The organism is Ancylobacter sp. SL191 (genome assembly GCF_026625645.1).
Taxonomy (GTDB): Bacteria; Pseudomonadota; Alphaproteobacteria; order Rhizobiales; family Xanthobacteraceae; genus Ancylobacter.
This window is the reverse complement of record NZ_CP113056.1, coordinates 2775911-2793836: the sequence shown is the minus strand read 5'-3', so window position 1 is coordinate 2793836 and position 17926 is coordinate 2775911. Positions and strand designations below refer to the sequence as shown.

The 17926-nt window shown below is 66.0% G+C and carries 14 protein-coding genes; 4 read left to right on the top strand and 10 right to left on the bottom strand.

Translation table 11 applies throughout. The annotated features are described in order from the left end of the window. Positions 1–11 precede the first annotated feature (11 nt). Positions 12–839 (top strand): UDP-2,3-diacylglucosamine diphosphatase, encoded by an 828-nt coding sequence (locus OU996_RS12735; protein ID WP_267581990.1) that lies wholly within the window; start codon positions 12–14, stop codon positions 837–839. Continuing rightward, on the top strand, positions 839–1894 hold the full coding sequence (locus OU996_RS12730) for a glycosyltransferase family 1 protein (protein ID WP_324290698.1): 1056 nt from the start codon (positions 839–841) through the stop codon (positions 1892–1894). The genes OU996_RS12735 and OU996_RS12730 overlap by 1 nt, the downstream gene beginning before the upstream one ends. Positions 1895–1897: 3 nt before the next feature. Here the strand turns inward: OU996_RS12730 and OU996_RS12725 are convergent, their stop codons facing one another. Further along, entirely contained in the window at positions 1898–2887 is a 990-nt protein-coding gene (locus OU996_RS12725; RefSeq protein ID WP_267581989.1) for a threonine ammonia-lyase, read from the bottom strand. Positions 2888–3053: 166 nt separating this feature from the next. Between OU996_RS12725 and OU996_RS12720 the strand changes: the two genes are divergently transcribed. Next, entirely contained in the window at positions 3054–3674 is a 621-nt protein-coding gene (locus OU996_RS12720) for a helix-turn-helix domain-containing protein (protein ID WP_267581988.1), read from the top strand. Positions 3675–3735: 61 nt separating this feature from the next. Here the strand turns inward: OU996_RS12720 and OU996_RS12715 are convergent, their stop codons facing one another. The 7 genes from OU996_RS12715 to pncB form a co-directional block, all read right to left on the bottom strand. Further along, positions 3736–6906, bottom strand: coding sequence for an efflux RND transporter permease subunit (locus tag OU996_RS12715; protein WP_267581987.1), 3171 nt, complete (start codon positions 6904–6906; stop codon positions 3736–3738). Between the two features lie 17 nt (positions 6907–6923). After that, positions 6924–8138, bottom strand: a complete 1215-nt coding sequence (locus tag OU996_RS12710) for an efflux RND transporter periplasmic adaptor subunit (RefSeq protein ID WP_267581986.1) — start codon at positions 8136–8138, stop codon at positions 6924–6926. Between the two features lie 126 nt (positions 8139–8264). After that, positions 8265–9815 carry a murein biosynthesis integral membrane protein MurJ gene (murJ, locus tag OU996_RS12705; protein WP_267581985.1) on the bottom strand — a complete coding sequence of 517 codons (1551 nt, stop codon included), beginning with the start codon at positions 9813–9815 and terminating at the stop codon, positions 8265–8267. An 83-nt stretch (positions 9816–9898) separates the two neighbouring features. Further along, the gene (locus OU996_RS12700; RefSeq protein ID WP_267581984.1) at positions 9899–11053 is read right to left on the bottom strand and encodes a DegT/DnrJ/EryC1/StrS family aminotransferase; all 1155 of its coding nucleotides are present in this window, start codon (positions 11051–11053) and stop codon (positions 9899–9901) included. A gap of 12 nt (positions 11054–11065) precedes the next feature. Further along, positions 11066–12061, bottom strand: a complete 996-nt coding sequence (locus OU996_RS12695; protein WP_267581983.1) for a Gfo/Idh/MocA family protein — start codon at positions 12059–12061, stop codon at positions 11066–11068. A 142-nt stretch (positions 12062–12203) separates the two neighbouring features. Next, positions 12204–13508: an SH3 domain-containing protein gene (locus OU996_RS12690; protein WP_267581982.1), complete on the bottom strand. Its 1305-nt coding sequence runs from the start codon at positions 13506–13508 to the stop codon at positions 12204–12206. A 384-nt stretch (positions 13509–13892) separates the two neighbouring features. Further along, positions 13893–15185 carry a nicotinate phosphoribosyltransferase gene (gene pncB, locus OU996_RS12685; RefSeq protein WP_267581981.1) on the bottom strand — a complete coding sequence of 431 codons (1293 nt, stop codon included), beginning with the start codon at positions 15183–15185 and terminating at the stop codon, positions 13893–13895. Between the two features lie 210 nt (positions 15186–15395). Between pncB and OU996_RS12680 the strand changes: the two genes are divergently transcribed. After that, positions 15396–16487 (top strand): alkene reductase, encoded by a 1092-nt coding sequence (locus OU996_RS12680; RefSeq protein ID WP_267581980.1) that lies wholly within the window; start codon positions 15396–15398, stop codon positions 16485–16487. 5 nt (positions 16488–16492) lie between these two features. On the opposite strand, the gene OU996_RS12675 is transcribed toward OU996_RS12680, so the two are convergent. Continuing rightward, complete coding sequence (locus OU996_RS12675) at positions 16493–16966, bottom strand: HXXEE domain-containing protein (RefSeq protein WP_267581979.1); 474 nt, start codon at positions 16964–16966, stop codon at positions 16493–16495. A gap of 49 nt (positions 16967–17015) precedes the next feature. Further along, on the bottom strand, positions 17016–17906 hold the full coding sequence (locus tag OU996_RS12670; protein WP_267581978.1) for a transglutaminase family protein: 891 nt from the start codon (positions 17904–17906) through the stop codon (positions 17016–17018). Positions 17907–17926 lie beyond the last annotated feature (20 nt).

The following is a 17926-nucleotide window of genomic DNA, read 5'->3' as shown; positions in this document are numbered from 1 at the left end:
CCGCTTTGGGCATGCCGGGGAGGGCTTTCGAGGTGACCGACGCACCCGAAGAGCGCCATTATCGCAGCCTGTTCCTGTCAGATGTCCATCTCGGCACCAAGGGTTGCCAGGCGGACCTGCTGCTCGATTTCCTGAAATATCACGACGCCGACACCATCTATCTCGTCGGCGACATCGTTGATGGCTGGCGCCTGCGCTCCGGCTGGTACTGGCCGCAGGCCCATAATGACGTGGTGCAGAAGCTGCTGCGCAAGGGCCGTAAGGGCGCGCGCATGGTCTATCTACCTGGAAACCATGACGAATTCCTGCGCGACTATTATGGCAGCCACTTCGGAGGCATCGAGGTCGTGGAGACCGCGATCCATGAGGCGGCCGATGGCAAGCGCTACCTCGTCATCCATGGCGACGTGTTCGACGTAGTGGTGCGCCATGCCAAATGGCTCGCCTTCCTGGGCGATGGCGCCTACAGTTTCGCCTTGGGGATGAACACACATCTCAACTGGATGCGGCGCAAGCTCGGCTTCCCCTACTGGTCGCTCAGCCAGTGGGCTAAGCTCAAGGTCAAGAACGCGGTGAATTTCATCGGCCGCTTCGAGGAAGCGGTCGCCGTGGAGGCCCGCCGCCACAAGGTCGATGGCGTCATCTGCGGGCATATCCACCACGCCATCATGCACGACAACTTTGGTGTGTCCTATCTGAACTGCGGCGATTGGGTGGAAAGCTGCACCGCCATCGTCGAGCACATGGACGGCCGGTTTGAATTGATCGACTGGGCGCGTGAGACCCGCGCGAAGACGATCGCTCCGCTGCTTCTCGAAAGGCCGAAAGTCGCCGCCTGATGCGCATCCTGATCGCCACCGACGCCTGGACACCGCAAGTCAACGGCGTGGTGCGCTCGCTTCAGAACACCGCGCGTGAAGCGGAAGGCCTTGGCGCGCATATCGAATTTCTGACGCCCGGCGATTTTCGCACCCTGCCCATGCCGACCTATCCGGAGATCCGCCTGGCGCTGGCGACGCGCGCCATGGTGGCCCGTCGCATGGACGAGATCGGCGCTGACTTCGTCCACATCGCCACCGAAGGCCCCATCGGCCTGCTCGCCCGCCGGGTTTGCCTGTCGCGCGGCAAGACCTTCACCACGAGCTACCACACCCGCTTCCCGGAATATCTCGCCGCCCGCGCCCCGGTGCCGCAGGCGCTGTCCTATGCGTGGCTGCGTCGATTTCACAATGCCGGCGCGGGGATCATGGTCTCCACCGCCACGCTAGAGCGTGAACTCCACGGACGTGGCTTCCACAACATCATGCGCTGGTCGCGCGGCGTTGATTCCACACAGTTCCGCCCCCGCCCGCCAGCGGAGCAGGACGCCCTCGTCGCCAGCCTGCCGCGCCCGATCTTCCTCTCCGTCGGCCGCGTCGCGGTTGAGAAAAACATCAGCGCGTTCCTGGACTTGGATCTTCCCGGCTCGAAAGTGGTGGTTGGCGACGGCCCCGCGCGGGCCGAGCTTGAGGCCAAGCATCCAGCCGCGCATTTCCTCGGGCTGAAGGAAGGCGAGGCGCTCGCCCGCATCTACGCGTCGGCCGATGTCTTCGTCTTCCCGAGCCTGACCGACACGTTCGGCATCGTGCTTCTGGAAGCCCTCGCCAGCGGCCTGCCGGTCGCCGCCTTCCCCGTCACTGGCCCGATGGACGTCATCGGCGAGGCCCCACACGACGCCCCCGCCGGCGTGCTCGACACTGATTTGCGCCGCGCCGCCATCGGGGCCCTCGATGTGTCACGCGACAACGCCCGCGCCTACGCGCTGCGCTATTCCTGGCGCGCCTGCACGCAGCAATTCCTTACCAACATCCAGACCGCGCAGGATCGCTTCGCCCGGCTCAAGGCCGCCGGCTGAACCTCACGCCGCCGCAAGGCAGCGCGCGAAGACCGTCGCATCGACATTGCCGCCGGAGAGCACGATCGCCGCGGTCTTGCCGGCGAGGTCCACCTTGCCCGCCAGCACCGCCGCCAGCGCCACCGCGCCGCCCGGCTCGACGACGATCTTCAGTTCCTCAAAGGCGAAGGCGACGGCACGCGCCACCTCCTCATCGGTGGCGGATACCCCTTCCCCGACGATTCGCGAGGAAATCTCGAAGGTTAGCTTGCCCGGCGTCGCCGCCATCAGCGCGTCGCAGATCGAGCCGCTGACGCGGTTGTTGCGCTCGCGCCCGCCGGATCGGAAGGAGCGCGCGTGATCATCAAAGCCCGCCGGCTCGGCCGTCATAACCCGCGCCTCGGGGAAACGGTCCTTCACCGCCAGCGCAATGCCGGAGACCAGTCCGCCGCCGGAGGCATTGGCGATCACGACATCGGGGGCCAGCCCCTGCGCGGCGAGATCCTGCGCGATCTCCAGGCCCACCGTGCCTTGCCCGGCGATGATGTAGAAATCATCATAGGGCGGCACGAAGACCGCCCCGCGCTCGCGGGCGATAGCGCCGGCGATGGCGTCACGGTCGTCGGTCTCGCGATCATACTCGACCACCTCGCCGCCAAAGGCGATGGTTCGCGCCTTCTTCATGGCCGGCGCGTCCTTCGGCATGACGATGACGGACGGCATCCCCATCAGCGTGGCGGCCGCTGCCACGCCCTGCGCGTGGTTGCCCGAGGAACAGGCGACGACACCACCGATCCGCTGCTCCGCGCCAAGGCGCGAGATGCGGTTATAGGCGCCTCGGAATTTGAACGAGCCGGTGCGCTGAAGCGGCTCCGGCTTCAGGAAAACGCGCCCGCCGGTCAGTTCGTCCAGCTTGGCCGAGCTGATGAGCGGCGTGCGGACCGCCACCGGAGCCAGGCGCTCGGCGGCGGAAAGGATGTCGTCAATGGTGGGGAGAGCGTTAGCGTGCGTCATGCCGCGAGTTTAATGCGCCGCGCCGCGCTCCGCATCCCCCTTTTACCGACAAGGCGTTGCCGCGTTGCACACAGTCCGGGACAACGGTCCGGTAAATGCCGGCCACGGTTGCGCCAGATGGGCCGGGCACCCTAGATTTCCGTCTCAACGGGGGAACAGAGAGAGCATGTCGGGCCGCACACGCAGTCTCGATCGCAGCGGCATGGAAGCCGGCGCGCAGGCGATCACCGGCCAGCTCGGCCGCACCATCCAGCGCCTGCGCAAGGCCTATAATCTCTCGCTGTCGGAGCTTTCCGAGCAGTCGGGCGTGGCCAAGTCCATCATCAGCCAGATCGAGCGCAACGAGACTAACCCGACGCTGGCTACGGTCTGGCGGCTGTCTCAGGCGCTGGACATGTCGATCGACCGCTTCATGTCCGCCACCGACGATGAACCCTTTGTCGAGCATCTGACGCGCGCGGATACCCCGATCCTGGTCTCGGAAGACGGCAAATGCCGCCTCACCATCACCGGCTGGATCAAGACGGTGGAGTGGCTGCAATGGTTCGACTTCTTCGCCGAGCCGGGCGGCGAATTGATCTCGGACGGCCACCAGCGCGGCTCCATCGAGTGCCTGTCAGTGCTCTCCGGCGAATTGCAGGTCGAATGCGCGGATGTCACCGAGGTGGCGCGCGCTGGCGAGACGCTGCGTTATCGCTGCGACCGGCGGCATGTGATCCGCAATCTCGGCACGGAACCGGCCCAGGCGACCATGGTCTGCCTGCTGAAGGCCGCCGTACTCGATTGAACCACTGACGTCGTGAAGAAAAAGGCGCCCCGCAGGGCGCCTTTTTTGTTTCCTGACGGCCTCACTGCGGCGTCGACGACGCCTCGCGAGCGCGCTCCCGCCGCCGCTCGCCGAAGCCCGCGATCCAGCGGGTGACGACATAGAAGGTCGGGGTGAACAGCAGGCCGAAGAAGGTCACGCCGATCATGCCGGAGAACACCGCCGTGCCGAGCGCCTGACGCAGCTCCGCACCCGCGCCCGTCGCCCAAACCAGCGGCACCACACCGAGGATGAAGGCGAGCGAGGTCATGATGATCGGACGCAGACGCAACTGCGCCGCATGGGTCGCGGCCGTGAAGCGACCCTCCCCGCGGTCCTCCAGCTGCTTGGCGAATTCGACGATCAGGATCGCGTTCTTCGCCGCAAGACCGATCAGGACGATGAAGCCGACCTGACTGAGGATGTTGTTGTCCTGGCCGCGCAACAGAATGCCCACCACTGCCGCGATCAGACACATCGGGACGATGAGGATGACCGCCAGCGGCAACGTCAGGCTTTCATACTGCGCCGCCAGCACGAGGAAGACAAAGACCACGCCCAGCGCGAAGGCGAAGATCGCCGTATTGCCGGCGCGCACCTGCTGATAGGCCAGCGCCGTCCACTCAAAGGAGAAACCGTCCGGCAGGGTCTCGGTGGCGATTTGCTGCATGAGCTGGATCGCCTGCCCCTGCGAGATGCCGGCCACGTCGCCGTCAAGTTCCGCCGATGGGTAGAGGTTGTAGCGCGGCACGCGGTAGGGGCCGGAAATGTCCCGCACCGTGGTGAAGGAGCCGAGCGGCACAGTCTGGCCCTCGGCATTCTTCACCCGCAACTGAAGCACGTCCTCTGGCGTCAGGCGGTAGGGCGCGTCGGCCTGCGCCTGCACCCGGTAGGTGCGGCCGAACAGGTTGAAGTCGTTGACGTAGCTTGAGCCGATATAGGTCTGCAGCGTCGAGAACACATCGGCAATATTAACGCCGAGGAGCTGCGCCTTGGTGCGGTCGATGTCGAGGAAGAGCTGCGGCGTGGAGGTCTCAAAGAGCGAGTAGACCTGCCTCAGACCCGGCGTCTGGTTGGCCCGGCCCATCATCGCGTAGACCGCGCCCTGAAGCGCGCCATAGCCGCGCCCGCCGCGATCCTCGATCATCATGCGGTAGCCGCCGGCATTGCCGATGCCCTGCACGGGCGGCGGCATGACGACGATCATGAAGGCTTCCTGGATCGAGGCGAGCTTGCCGAAGAGCTGACCCTGGATCGCCGGGGCAGACTGCCCCTGATGCTGCGCCCGCTCGGAAGCCGGACCGAGGATAACGAACATCGCGCCGGCATTGGGGGCGTTGGTGAAGGTCGCGCCGGAGAAGCCGACGATGTTGACGACATGCGCCACGCCGGGCGTCGCCAGCACTTCCTTGGCCGCGCGATTCATCACCTCATTGGTGCGCGCCAGCGAGGCCCCACCGGGCAGCTGCGCCGCGACAATGAGGTAGCCACGATCCTGCGCCGGAATGAACCCCTGCGGCGTCATCGTGAACAGTTTGAAGCCGCCGGCGAGAATGGCGACGTAGACGAGCAGGACCACCACCGCGAAGCGCACCAGCCGGCCGGTGAGCCAGCCATAGCCGCCCGACAGCCCATTGAAGCCTTTGTTGAAGTAATAGAAGAACCCGGTGATCGGCCGCGCATACCAGGCGGGCTTGTGGTCCGGCCCCTTGTGCGGCTTGAGCAGCAGGGCGCAGAGGGCCGGCGACAGAGTCAGCGAGACCAGCAACGAGATCAGCGTCGAGCCGGCGATGGTCAGCGCGAACTGGCGATAGAACTCGCCGGAAATGCCGGTGATGAAGGCTGTGGGGATGAACACCGACGCCAGCACCAGCGAGATCGCCACCAGCGCCCCGCCCACTTCGTCCATTGTCTTGTAGGCGGCGTCGCGCGGGCTGAGACCCGTGGAGATGTTGTGCTCAACGCTCTCCACCACGACGATGGCGTCGTCGACCACGATGCCGATGGCGAGCACGAGGCCGAAAAGCGACAGGTTGTTCAGCGAGAAGCCGAACAGGCTCATGACGAAGAAGGTGCCGATAAGCGAGACTGGAATGGCGAGGATCGGAATGATCGCCGCGCGCCACGTCTGCAGGAAGATCACCACCACGATAACGACGAGGATGATAGCCTCGAAAATCGTGTGTTCGACCGCGCGCACCGACTCGGCGATGAATTGGGTCGGATTATAGGCGGTTGAATAAACGACGCCGGACGGGAACCCCTTGGAAATTTCCTTGATCTGGCGCTCGATGGCCTCGCCCGTGGCGAGCGCGTTGGAGCCGGGCAACTGGAAGATACCCAGCGATACCGACGGCTTGGAATCGAAGTACGATATCGACGAACTGTCCTGCGCGGCGATCTCGATACGCGCGACATCGCGCAGGCGCACCACGGCATTGCCGCTCTGGCGGACGACGATGTTGCCAAACTCCTCCGGCGTCGACAGGCGCCCGAGGGTGCGTACCGCCACCTGAAAGGCCAGTTGCTTTTCAACGGGCGGGGAGTTCAGCACACCCGAGGCGACCTGAAGATTCTGTGCCTCAAGAGCAGCGGTCACGTCTGTCGCGGTCAGGCCTAGCGCCTGCAACTTCAACGGATCGAGCCAAACCTGCATCGCATAGTCGCGCGACCCGAACACCGTAATGGAGCCCACGCCCGGCACGCGCTGGAGTTGGTCCTTGATCTGCAGATTGGCGTAGTTGGAGATGAACAGCGAGTCGCGCGTATCGTCCGGCGAGAACAAGCTCACCACCATCAGCATATCCGGCGAGGACTTGGCGACGGTCACGCCGATCTGCTGCACCTCCTGCGGAAGGCGCGGGGTCGCGGTGGCGACGCGGTTCTGCACCTGCACCTGCGCGATATCGAGATCGGTGCCGATGTCGAAAGTGACCGCGATGGAGAAGCGGCCGTCCGCCGTCGAGTTGGAGGAGATGTAGAGCATCCCCTCCACGCCGTTGATCTGCTGCTCGATGGGCGCGGCGACCGTATCGGCCACCGTTTCCGCCGACGCTCCGGGATACTGGCCGGTTACGTTGACCACCGGGGGCGCGATGTCGGGATATTGGGCGACCGGCAGCGCGATATAGGCCACGGCGCCGAGGATCATCACGACGACCGAGATGACTGAGGCGAAGATCGGGCGGTCGATGAAGAAGTGGGAGAAGCGCATGGCTGGTGCTCCCCCGCTCAGTTGGCAGGCTTGGCGGCGGGAGCTTCCGTACCGGTGCCCGCCGGCGCAGCCGGCTGCTCGAGCTTACCGATGACCTGCGCGCCCGGACGAATGCGCACGAGGCCGTTCACCACCACCAGATCGTCCTTGGTCAGGCCGCTATTGATGATGCGCTGCCCGTCGATCTGACGACCCAGCGTCACATACTTCATCTGCGGCACCTGGGGCTGGTCGCCCGGCTGCATCACATAGACGAACTTCCGCGTCTGCTCCGTACCGATGGCGACATCCGGCACCAGCACGGCGTCATGCGGCGTGGAGGACGGCACGCGGATGCGGCCGAACATGCCGGGCGTGAAGGTGGCGCCCGCATTGGCGAATTCGGCGCGGCCACGGATCGTGCCGGTCTCGGTACTGATCTGGTTGTCGACGAAGTTCAGCGTTCCCTTGTGCGGGAAGCCCATTTCGTCGATCAGCCCCAGTTCGACCGGGATCGGCTTGGCGCCCTCGCCCATCTGCTTGGCCATGCGCTGGTAGCGCAGGAACGAGGCCTCGTCATAGGTGAACTCGAAATAGATCGGGTCGATCGAGACGATGGTGGCGAGCAGTGTGTTGGTGTTCACCCCGCCCGCGCCGCCGGTGACGAGGTTGCCAACAGAGACCTTACGGTCGCCGATGCGGCCGGTGACGGGCGAGCGCAGATCGGTGAACTCGAGGTCAAGCTGTGCCGAATGGACCGCCGCCTCGGCGCCGGTGACGCTGGCGCGCGCCGAACGTTCGGTCTGCAGGCGCTGGTCGAAGGTCTGCTTGGAAATGGCGGTCGAGGTCCGGTCCTCGATCAGCGTCTGGGCGCGCTGGAGGTCGGCCTGGGCAAAATCGAGATCCGCCTGCGTCCTGGCAAGGTTCGCCTGCGCCTGATCGAGCGCCACCTGGAAGGGGCGCTTGTCGATGGTGAACAGCAGATCACCCTGCTTCACCAGCTGGCCATCGGTGAAGTTGATCGACTGCAGATAGCCGGAAACGCGGGCATAGACCTGCACGAGATCGACAGCCGTGAAGCGGCCGACATACTCGTCATAATCTGTGACGATGCGCACGGTCGGCTTGGCGACGGTCACCGGCGCGGCCTGCGGTGCGGCCTGCGGCGCCTTGTTCTGTTCGGAGCATCCCGCGAGGGCGAGGCCCACCAGCGCAAGGGCGAAAAGGGGGAAGCGCGGCAACGCTGCAATCATACGAATCTCTCCGAAAATTCGGTCAGGCAGACCGCAATACGGTCGCCGCATGGCGCGATCCGCCCCGCATCGGACGCACACAGCCCGGAGCCACTAGCACAGTTTTGCTGCACTGCGTAAGCACTATCACGGAGAGGCCGGCACCCGCCGCGGACACAGAAGAGTGCGCAGATAGCCCCGCCCCAGAAGCAGCAGCACCAGCAGGACATAGGCAACGCCGCCACTCGCTATGCAGAGTGCAAGCCGCGCTTCCTCCTGCCCGACGGGTAGCGCGGTAACGACAACGTCACCGTAGCGGGACGCTGCGTAAAGGACCGCCGCGAGCAGGGCGGCGATCAGCGCGAGACGCGGGAGCGCCCGCCGCAACGGGGCGTCCCCGCATTCATAGCCGCGTCGATGGGCCAGAACGGCAAGGGCGATTACCGTGATCCAGCCACCGATGGAGGTGGCGAAAGCAAGGCCGACCTGCGCGAGGTGATCGATGAGCGCGATCTTCAACGCGATGTTCACCGCCGCCGCTCCGAGCGTCGCCAGCATGGGCGTGCGCGTGTCGCCGCGCGCATAGAACGGGGCCGAGAGCGAGCGGATGATGACGAAGGGAATAAGCCCGACACCATAGGCCGCGAGCGTCGCCCCGGCGGCCTGGGCCGCCTCGGGGGTGAAGGCGCCGCGCATGAACAGCCCGCGCATGATGATCTCGGGGATCGTGAGCGACGCCGCGAGAAAGGGAAGCGACAGAAGGACCGTCAGCTCGATGGCGCGCGACTGGGCATAGCGCGCCCCGTCATAGTCGTTCGCAGCAATGCGGCGGGACATTTCCGGCAGCAGAACGATGCCCGCCGCGATGCCGACGACACCGATGGGAAGCTGGTTGATGCGGTCGGCATAGAACAGCGCCGCAATCGCTCCCTGCGGCAGGAAGGAGGCGATGATGGTATCCGCGAAGATGGCGAGCTGGGTGCCGGCCGAGCCGAGGATCGCCGGCCCGAGCGCCACAAGGAAGCGCCGCGTCTCTGGATCGAGGCGCGGGCGGCCAAAGCGGGGGCCAAGCCCATGCCGCTCCGCGTCGAACACCAGCAGCGCGACCTGAAGAAAGCCGGAGATCAGCACGCCCCACGCCGCCGCGTCGCCAGCCGTGGGGAAAAGCCCGACCACGCTCAGCGTGCCGACCATGGCAACGTTCAGCAGGATGGAGGCCGCTGCCGCCGCCCAGAAGCGATCATTCGCATTGAGCACGCCGCCAACCAGCGTCACCACGGCGATGAGGCCGAGATAGGGGAAGGTGATGCGGGTGAAATCCACCGTCAGCGCAAAGCGCTGGGGATCATCCGACAGGCCGGGGGCGAGCAGCGCGACCACCCAGTGGGTGGCGAGCAGGGCCAGCGCCAGCAGGGCGAGCTGCACCACCACGACGGCGGTGAGGATGCCATTGGCGAAGCGCGCCGCGCTGGCATCCCCCAACTGCGTCTTCACCCGCGCATAGGCGGGAATGAAGGCTGTGTTGAAGGCGCCCTCGGCGAAGATCGAGCGGAAATGGTTGGGCAGGCGGAAGGCAATGTAGAAGGCATCCGCCACCGGACCAGCGCCCAGCACCGCCGCCATGACGATATCGCGCACAAAGCCGGTCAGCCGCGAGAGCAGCGTCCAGCCGCCGACCGAGAAGATGCTGCGAATCATGACGGGAGAATGCCGGGCTGGGGGTGAGACCGGCGGAAGCTAGCCCCGCCGGCCGGTGTCCACCAGCCCCCTGCCCGGCCCTATCAGGCGCCGAGCGCGCGGCGCACCGCCGCGATCACCCGCTCCTGGCTCGCCGGATCGAGATAGGCGTGCATGGGCAGGCTGATCACCTCGCCCGACAGGCGCTCGCAGACCGGCAGGCCGTTGCCGGCGGACGGGTACTGCGCATAGGCCGGCTGGCGGTGCATCGGGATGCGATAATAGACCGCCGTCGGCACGCCTTCCTTCTGCAGCGTGGCGGCGAGGCCGTCGCGCACGCCATGCGGCAGGCGGATCGTGTACTGCGCCCAGACCGAGGTCGCGCGCGGGTCCACCACCGGCACGACGCAGACATCGGCCAGCGCCTCATTGTAGCGAGCGGCGACGCGCTGGCGGGCGGCGATCTCATCCTCGAAAATCGTCAGCTTTTCCAGAAGGATCGCGGCCTGGATGGTGTCCAGCCGGCCGGTCATGCCGATGCGGACATTCTCGTATTTGTCCACGCCCTGGCCGTGCTCGCGCACGCTCTTGAGCACCGGGACGAGATCGTCGTCATCGGTGAAGATCGCCCCGCCATCGCCGAAGCAGCCGAGCGGCTTGGCCGGGAAGAAGCTGGTGGCGATAGCGTCACCAAAGGAGCCGGTGCGCTTGCCATGCCACGTCCCGCCAAAGCCCTGCGCGGTATCACACAGGATCTTCAGCCCATGCGCCTTGGCGATCGTCTCGATCGCATCGAAATCGGCGGGCTGGCCAAAGAGGTCCACCGGCACCACGACGCGCGGCGTCAGACCCTTGTCGATGGCGACCTTGATGGCCGCCTCGAGGCTCGCCGGGTCCATGTTGAAGGTATCTTCGAGCACGTCGACGAAGACCGGCGAGGCGCCGACCCACGGCACCACCTCGGCGGTAGCGCAGAAGGTGAAGGCCGGGCAGAACACCGCGTCCCCCGGACCCACGCCCCAGGCCATCAGGATCATCGCCAGCGCATCCGTGCCGCTGGAGCAGGAAATGGCGTGCTTGGCCCCGGCGAAGGCGGCGAGCTTCTGCTCGAGCTCGGTGACCTCAGGCCCGTTCACGAAGCGGCAGTGGTCGAGCACGCGGGCGACCGCCTCGTCGATCCGCGAGCCCAGCCGGGCGCGCTGCGAGGCGACGTCGATGAAGGGGATCGGCGCGGCGTCGGTCTTCACATGGGAGTTCATTGTCGTCCTCGCTCAGCCGGCAGCGGCGATACGCAGCGGCGCGGCCTCGGGCTTCACCGAGCCGGGCACGTCCAGGCAGCGGATGGCGGTGGCAATGGCGGCGACGCCGTCCTCACCGGTGACGGCCGGGGCCTTCTCGCCGCGAATGGCTTCCAGGAACCGGGTGAGTTCCACACGCAGCGGCTCGGCATAGGCCACGGGAAGATGGCGCATCGAGTAGCTGCCATCGGGCTTGTAGTCGAAGCACTCGGTGACCTGCCGGGTCAGCAGGTCGCCGGTTACATATTTGTTGCGCGTCGCCACCTGCACGGTGCGCGCCTTGAACGGCGTCAGCCAGTTGGTGTTGATGTGCGCCAGCACGCCATTGGCGGTGCGGAACTGCAGCAGCGCGATGTCCTCGCGGTCGGCGACCGCCGCCTTCACCTGCGGCTGCACCTCGGAAATCTGCGAGCCGGTGAAATGGCAGATCAGGTCGATATCGTGGACCGCGAGGTCGATCACCACACCAACATTCGACATGCGCGGCGGGAAAGGGCCGACGCGGGTGATGCCGATGGAGAGGATCTCCTCGCCGCGAATGGCGTTCTTCACCGCCTCGACCGCCGGGTTGAAGCGCTCGACATGGCCGACCATCAGCGCCACGCCCTTGGCCTTGGCCGCCGCCACGATGGCCTCGGCCTCGGCGACGGTAGGGGCGATGGGCTTTTCCACCAGTACATGCTTGCCCGCAGCGATGGCCGCCAGTGCGACGTCGTGATGGAGATGGGTCGGCGCGGCGACGACCAGCGCGTCGACGCCCAGCGCGATCAGTTCCTCGGTGCTGGCGACAGCGGTGCAGCCGAGCATGGCCGCGACCTTGGCGCGCTGGGTCTCGTCCGGGTCGGCGATGCCGACCATGATGGCGCCCGGCAGATCGGACAGCACGCGCGCATGATTGTAGCCCATGACGCCGACGCCGATGACGCCGACACGGATCGGAGCTTTTTCCACAGCGGTGCTTTCACCCATTGAGCAGACCTCGCGACGCACGCCGACCAAACAGTTCAGTTGGCGTCTAACATGCGCCCTCGGGCATGACGAGCCGCGCGGGGCGCCATCCACGCACCTGCCGGCTCAATAATTGATTCAAGATGTTACCGACGCGCCACGCTCAGGGCGTCGCGGTCTCCAGCGGCTTCACCGCCGAGACATCCACAAAGCTCTTGTAGATGAAGCCGCGCTTGCCCTCGGCAATGACCTCGCACCAGCCCGAGCAGGCGACGAGTTCGACCTTCTGGCCGCTCGACAGATTGCCGACCGGCGCGGCGCCCTTCTTCGGCGCGGCGCGCATGGTGACGGGCGAGCGCAGGGTGATCGTCCCAACCGGCGCGCCACCGAATCCGGCGCCGTCAGCGGGCGCCTCATCCTCGCCGGCCGGGGCTGCGTCGCTCTCCGAGGCCGAGGCGGCGACAGGGGCTGCTGCGGGCGGCGCAGCAGCCACCATAGCCGGCTTGGGCGGCGCCGGCGGTGGCAGCGGAGCCTGACGCGGCAGCGTCGTTGTGGCGCTCTCTGTCGTGCCCTTGGGCTTGTCGGCGTGAAGCACCTCAGCGCCCGCATCGCCCGTCGGGGCGAAGGCGGTGACGCCGGGCAGGTTGGCGGGGGCCGGTGAGGTCTCGAACAACGGCTCGGCGTTGCGCAGCGTGGGCTGGGGCACCTCGGCGACGACGGCGGCAACGCTCGGCGCCGCGCTCGGCTGCGGCTGGGCCGCGATGGGGAACGGCGCGTTGGACGGGGCTACCGCCGTGTCCGCCACTGGCTGCACGGCCAGCGGGGCCGACGGCGCAACGCTGGCAATGGCGGCATTTCCGATCGCCTCCGGCGCGACCTTCGCTTCCTCGCGACCGACGACCGACTGAAGGGCCACCGCCCCGCCGCCGGCAATCGCCATGAAGACGGCGAGCACGCCAAGGCGCTGCCAGGTGAAGGCGTCCTTGGATGAGGAACGGCGCTTGCGTGCCGGCGTCTCGCCCTCGGCGCAGCGTACAACAACGCCAAAGCCGCGGCGGCGGGGCTCGGAGACGGACGAATCAGCGAGCGGCTGGGCAACCGGGCGCAGGGCTGCGGGGCGAAGCTGGGCGGGAACAGGCTGAGCTTCGGAAGAAAGCGGCGCCGGCGGATGGGCGGGTTCGCTCGTCGCGGGCCGGGAGGGGAACATGTCCCGGACGTCCCCAAGGGCGGCGATCCGGCTGCGGACTTCGGAATAGGGAGCCGGCGCCGGTTTCTCGATGGGTTCGCGGCGCGTGACCAACGGCCGTACCGGCTCGGCGACCGGCTCGGCTACTAGAAGGCGCTCAGGCGGCGCGCTATCCGCGCGGGTCGCCTTCTCCTGCTCAAGAGCCGTGAGAATGGCGCGGAAATCCTTGACCAGCGTGGACGAAAGGCCGGAGCCGCGCTGTTCCTGCGTCGAGGTCGACATGGCGCGCATCACTCTGCGATCACCGCGGCCGGGACCATCGTCCACGACCAGCGAAGGCCTGCGGATGTCGGCATCATACGACCGGTTTCGGTACGGGATCGAGCCTCGGGCGAACCCAGTCCGCCCCTATCCACTACCATCCACTCGGTTTCGCAGTGCTCGACACGCCGCATGCGTTGCTTCCGATTTTGTGGCCAGTCCCGAGGGACTCACGCCACTACCAAGTTACTTCCCGCACGCTCCGGCGACACACTAACCGCATCGGGCGCGTTGATGCAAGAAAGCAACATCGCGGGTTTTTCAACTTGTATGGCGATTGCGGCAACTCTGGGCCCACCGGCGCGGCGCATTCGCACACGCGAAATTAATACCTCCGCTCCGGGCCTAAACGGCGAGTTCGCGGCGGGGCTGTTCGGTGGCATGGAACACCCGCCGATAGCGGGCGATTTCGTCAGCCGGACCCATAGCCTTGGTGGCGTTGTCGGACAGTTTCACGGTGGGATGGCCGTCGGCGGAAATCACCTTGCAGACGATGGAAATCGGGTCGAGCCGCCCCTCCGGCACGAAGTCGCGGAAATCGTTGGTCAGCAGGGTCCCCCAGCCGAAGCCGATACGCATCCGGCCCTGGAAGTGGCGATAGATGGTCTCGATGTCCGCGATATCGAGGCCGTCGGAGAAGATGGCGAGCTTGGTGCGCGGATCCTGTCCCCGCGCGATCCACCAGGCGATCGCTTCCTCGCCACCCTCGATGGGATCCTTCGAATCGATTCGAATGCCGGTCCAGTTCGTCACCCAGTCGGGCGCCTCCTGGAGAAAATGCGTCGTGCCGAAGGTGTCAGGGAGGATGACCCGCAGATTGCCCTCATAGTCCTTCTGCCAGTCCGACAGCACCTTGTAAGGCGCGTCGGCGAGTTCCGCGTCGGAGCGCGCCAGCGCGGCATAGACCATGGGCAGTTCATGGGCATTGGTGCCGGTAGCCTCGACCTCGCGGCGCATGGCGATGAGGCAATTGGAGGTGCCGAGGAAGCTCTCGCCCAACCCCTCCATCATCGCCTGCACGCACCAGTCCTGCCACAGGAAGCCATGACGCCGGCGCGTGCCGAAATCGGCGACATTGACCCCGCCGAGCGCGCGCAGCCGCTGGACCTTCTCCCAAACCCGCGTCATCGCCTGGGCGTAAAGCACCTGCAGTTCGAACCGCCCCAGACTGCGCAAGACGGCGCGCGAGCGCAGCTCGTTGATGATGGCGAGCGCCGGCACCTCCCACATGGTGGTCTCGATCCATGGGCCCTCGAAGGTCAGCTCATATTGCCCGTCGCGCTTTTCGAGGTGATAGGCCGGAAAGCGGAAGCCCTCGAACCAGGCCATGAAGTCCGGCGAGAACATCTGGCGCTTGCCGTAGAACATGTTGCCGCGCAGCCAGGTCGACTCGCCTCGGGTGAGGGAGAGCGAGCGCACATGGTCGAGCTGCTCGCGCAGTTCGCCCTCGTCGACAAAATCAGCGATGCGCACATGCGCGGTGCGGTTGATGATGCCGAAGGTCACCCGCGTCTGGAAATGCCGACGGTAGATCGTCTGTGCCATCAACAGCTTGTAGAAGTCAGTATCGAGCACCGAGCGCACGATCGGGTCGATCTTCCAAGTGTGATTGTAGACGCGCGAGGCGATATCGATCATGCGGGAACGCTCTGTGGGCCGGCCCCCCCTTCTAGTGCATCGCGGCGCCCATGTGCAGCGATCCGGCCGAGAATGCCCAGATGTCGGACACGCGAAAAAGCCACGGCTCGACGCGCTGCATTGCAGCAATGCACGTTGGGCGCCTCTTCCCTCCGCCGGAAGGATGACTACGTGCAACGCGATCACAGTCTCACGGACAGGATTTCCGCAATGCCGATTTCTCTTTTTGATAGCTACCGCCTCGGCGACATCACGCTGACAAACCGCATCGTCATGGCTCCGTTGACCCGCAACCGCGCGGTCGAGGGCCTCGTCCCCTCGCCGCTCGCCGTGACCTATTACGGCCAGCGCGCCTCGGCCGGTCTCATCATCACCGAGGCGACGCAGGTTTCCGCGACCGCGCAGGGCTATCAGGACACGCCCGGCATCTTCACCGAAGCTCAAGTCGAGGGCTGGAAGAAGGTGACGGACGCCGTCCATGCCAAGGGTGGGCGCATCTTCGTGCAGCTCTGGCATGTCGGGCGCGTCTCGCACCGTTCGCTGCAGCCCGGCGGTGGCGCACCGCTCGCGCCCTCGGCGATCCGTGCCGAGACCAAGACCTATGTGAATAACGGTTTTGCCGATGTCGACGAGCCCCGCGCGCTCGAGACGGACGAGATCCCCGGCATTGTCGAGGACTTCCGCCTTGCGGCCGCCAACGCCATTCGCGCCGGCTTCGACGGTGTCGAGATCCACGCGGCCAATGGCTATCTGATCGACCAGTTTCTGCGCGATGGCGCCAACAAGCGCACCGACCGTTATGGCGGCTCGATCGAGAACCGCGTGCGTTTCCTAAAGGAAATCATGGAAGCCGTCACGGCCGAGATCGGCGCCGCGCGTACCGGCATCCGCATTTCCCCGGTGACGCCGGCCAATGGCCTCTCCGACAGCGACCCTGCCGCGCTCTTCGCGCATGTGCTGGACGTGCTGGAGGCGATCAAGCCGGTCTATATCCACATCATCGAGGGCGCTACGGGCGGCCCGCGCGACGTGGTGCCGGGCTTCGACTTCGAGGCGCTGCACAAGCGCTACAGCGGCGCCTGGATGGTCAATAACGGCTACGACAAGGCGATGGCTGAAGATGTCGTCGCCAGCGGCAAGGCAGACCTTGTCGCCTTCGGCAAGGCGTTCATCGCCAATCCGGACGCGGTGGAGCGCCTGCGTGAAGGAGCCGCCTTCAACGAGCTCGACCGCGACACGCTCTATGGCGGCGGCGCCAAAGGTTATATCGACTATCCGGCCCTTGCCGAAGCCGTGGCCTGATCACCTCAGCGGGCCTGCCGGAAATACGGCAGGCCCTTTGCCTTGAGCAGGCAAACCGGAAACGCCATCAGCAGTGCGCCGGTGAGAAGGGCGCCAAGGAGCGTGGTGCCGGACAGCTTCCCCTCCTGCGCCGCAGCGAAGAACATGCCGAAACCGACCGGGTAGAAGAACAGCACGGCGGTGAAGGTGCCCGGCGAAAAACGCCCTCGGGACACGATCATCGGCAGGACGTGGAAGAAAGTGGCGTTGATGAGCATCAGCGCCGCAAAACTCAGCGGCGCGAGGGCCAGCAGGTCGGACATCTGCGCCTGCGCGAAGCCCAGCACAACCACAGCCGCATTGGTGAGATAGAAGTCGCTCCACTCGACGGGCAGGCTGATGACCGAGCGCGCCCAGTTTCTCCAGTCGAACGAGAATTCTTCGAGGATGTGAAGCGTGTAGGCGATCAGAGCGAGCCACGCCCAAAGCTGAAGCGACACGGCAACATCCCCCGCAAAGGTGCTGCGGGGGATTTTAGGTTGAGAGGTCTCAGGCGGCCAGCGGCTCGGGCTGGGAACGTACGGAGACGTTGACCTCCATCCCCAGATAGTCGCCGGTGAGACCGGTAAAGCCGCCGGTGACGGGAACCGCCTGGCTGGGGTCGCGCGTGACCGCAACGCGGATCAGGTTGTCGGCCGCGATGGTGCCATTCGTCGGGTCGAACTCGACCCAGCCCGCGCCCGGCAGATAGATATCCGCCCAGGCATGCGTCGCCCCCGCGCCGATAACCGCCGGCCCGTCGCCATCCAGCGCCGGGTCGTAGAGGTAGCCGGTCACGAAGCGCGCGCCGAAGCCAAGGGCGCGCACAGCCTCGATCAGCAACAATGCGAAATCGCGGCAGGAGCCCGACCCCAGCCGCAACGTTTCAAGCGGCGGCTGCGTGCCCTGCTCATGGCGAACCTGATAGGCGAAGCCCTGATGGATGCTGTTGTTGATGTCGGTCACCAGAGCCATCGTATCGGTCGGGCGCCCGGCGATGAAGCCCTTGGCCCATTGCTCAAGCTCGCCCATAGGGTCGGGATAGTGCGGCTCGAGCATGCGCCCGAGATCGGTTCGGTCATCGGGCGAGTAGACGAAGGGGTACTCCTTCGCCGCCTCGGCGATCTCGAAGTCGAGGCCGCCCAGCCCATAGCGTTCGATGGTCAGCACACTTTCGATCGACAGCTCGTTGGCCGGCTCGGTGAAGTCCACCGTCGCCACCGAGTTGCCGAACACGTCATGCATCCAGCGCACATTGGCGGGCGGCCAGAGCGTGAGCTGCGCCGCGACCAGACGCAGGTCATGGCTGTCACGGGGACGCAGCATCAGCCGATGCGGCTGGAACTCGACAGGGTTGGCGTAGGTGTAGCGCGTGAGGTGGCGCACGGTGAGAGTCTGCATAATGACCTTTCCGGGAGCCG